This window comes from Sphingomonas sp. Leaf38, assembly GCF_001421825.1.
Lineage (GTDB): Bacteria > Pseudomonadota > Alphaproteobacteria > Sphingomonadales > Sphingomonadaceae > Sphingomonas.
The window spans coordinates 321,195-323,190 of the sequence record NZ_LMLD01000011.1; the positions used below are offsets into that span (position 1 = coordinate 321,195).

Consider the following 1,996-nt stretch of genomic DNA (forward strand, 5'->3'; position numbering starts at 1 on the left):
GCGATATTTACAGTCCGGGCTTTGTCGTTAAGTTGCGCGCACATAACGACGCCGCGACCGACGGCGGCCAGAACGAGTATTAGGGAGCGTAAGCATGGTGGACACCCCGACCGCGGATACCCCGCGAGAGCCGGATATCACCCATATCAATCCGGCCGCCGGGGAAACCTGGTTCGGGCACCCACGGCAGCTCGCGCGGCTGTTCACCACCGAGATGTGGGAGCGCTTCGGCTATTACGGCATGCGTGCGCTGCTCACGCTGTATCTCACCAAGCATTTCGTGTTCGGCGATCGCGAGGCGACCGGCCTGTACGGCGGCTACACCGCGCTGGTGTATCTAACGCCGCTGGTCGGCGGCTATCTCGCCGACCAGTATCTCGGCTCGAAGCGCGCGGTGAAGTTCGGCGCGATCATCATGGCGATGGGCTATCTGCTGCTGTGCTTCGGCGGCGAGACCGCCAAGCCCTATGCGACCATCGCCAACCAGCGCTACGAGATCCAGGTGGTCGAACAGGCCGACAGCGAGGTCCGCTACCTCGTCGACGGCGCGAACAAGCTGAAGATCAAGGGCAATGACGACGGCACCGTCTCACTGCTCGCGGCCGACGGATCGACCGCGCGGACGGTCGAAAAGGGCGGCTTCGAGTCCGGCGCGGAACGCAGCAGCTTCTACGTCACGATCATGCTGCTCGCTCTGTGCATGATCTCGGTCGGCAACGGCTTCTTCAAGCCCAACATCTCGACGATGGTCGGCGAGCTCTACGCACAGGGCGACAAGCGCCGCGATGCCGGGTTCACGATCTTCTACATGGGGATCAACCTCGGCTCGCTGTTCTCGCAGCTGCTCTGCCCGTTCCTCGCGGTCGCGTTCGGCTGGTGGGCCGGCTTCGGGCTGGCGGCGATCGGCATGCTGTTCTCGTGGACGCTGATCCAGTTCGATGGCGGCAAGTTGAACGGATACGGCGAGCCGCCGGTGCGCAGCGGCCCCGACCGCGCGCTCGGCATCTATGCGCTCGCGCTGCTCGGCATCCCGATCTTCTACCTGCTGTTCGTCAACCTGATGAACGCCGAGCCGCCGGTCCCCGGATCGGGGATCATCGGCTACATCGTCTCGCTGTCGCTGATGGGCAAATTGCTGTTCGGCACGTTCCTGGTGGCGGTGCCGGGCATCCTGATCTGGTCGTTCGTCAACGGCGAGCGTCGCGAGTTCCAGATGATGCTCGCGGCGATGGTGCTGATCGTGTTCAACGTCGTGTTCTGGACGCTGTTCGAGCAGGCGGGCTCGTCGCTGACCCTGTTTGCGGATCGCAACACCGATCTCAGCGTGTTCGGCCTGTTCAGCATCTCGGCCGGGCAGACTCAGTTCTTCAACGCGTTCTTCATCGTCGCGCTCGCGCCGGTGATGTCGATCCTGTGGACCAAGCTTGCCGCCCGGGGCATCGAGCCGTCGATCCCGGTCAAGTTCGGCATCGCGCTGATCGGCGTCGGCGTCGGCTTCCTGTTCCTCGTCTGGGGCGCGAGCATGGTCGGGCCGACGTTCAAGGTCGCGATCTGGTGGCTGGCGGGGCTCTACTTCATCCACTCGTTCGCCGAGCTCTGCATCTCGCCGGTCGGGCTCAGCATGATCACCAAGCTGTCGATCGCGCGCGTCGTCGGGCTGATGATGGGCGTGTGGTTCCTGTCGATCTCGGTCGCGCAATATGTCGCGGGCATCGTCGCACAGGTCGCGAGCGTCGAGACGGTCGGCGGGCAGGTGACCAACCTGAAGGTCAGCCTCGACACCTATGCGGGCGTGTTCTGGACGATCGGGCTGGTCTCTGCCGGGATCGGCGTGCTGCTGCTGCTGATCTCGCCGCTGATCAAGAAGTGGATGCACGGCGTCCAGTAAGCCCGAAATCCCCCTCCCGCTTGCGGGAGGGGTTAGGGGAGGGCGCGACGTACGTACTTGCGTCCGGCTCTTGGGACACACCCCCCCCCCCCCCCCCCCCCCCCCCCC

The 1,996-nt window shown here is 64.7% G+C and carries 1 protein-coding gene; it reads left to right on the forward strand.

The window, feature by feature from the left end:
• Positions 1–94 precede the first annotated feature (94 nt).
• On the forward strand, positions 95–1,888 hold the full coding sequence (locus ASE88_RS08915) for a peptide MFS transporter (RefSeq protein WP_056477607.1): 1,794 nt from the start codon (positions 95–97) through the stop codon (positions 1,886–1,888).
• Positions 1,889–1,996 lie beyond the last annotated feature (108 nt).

Bases quoted from the DNA above. Each gene is read 5' to 3' on its own strand.
- ASE88_RS08915 (WP_056477607.1), top strand. From the start codon at position 95: ATGGTGGACACCCCGACCGCGGATACCCCGCGAGAGCCGGATATCACC.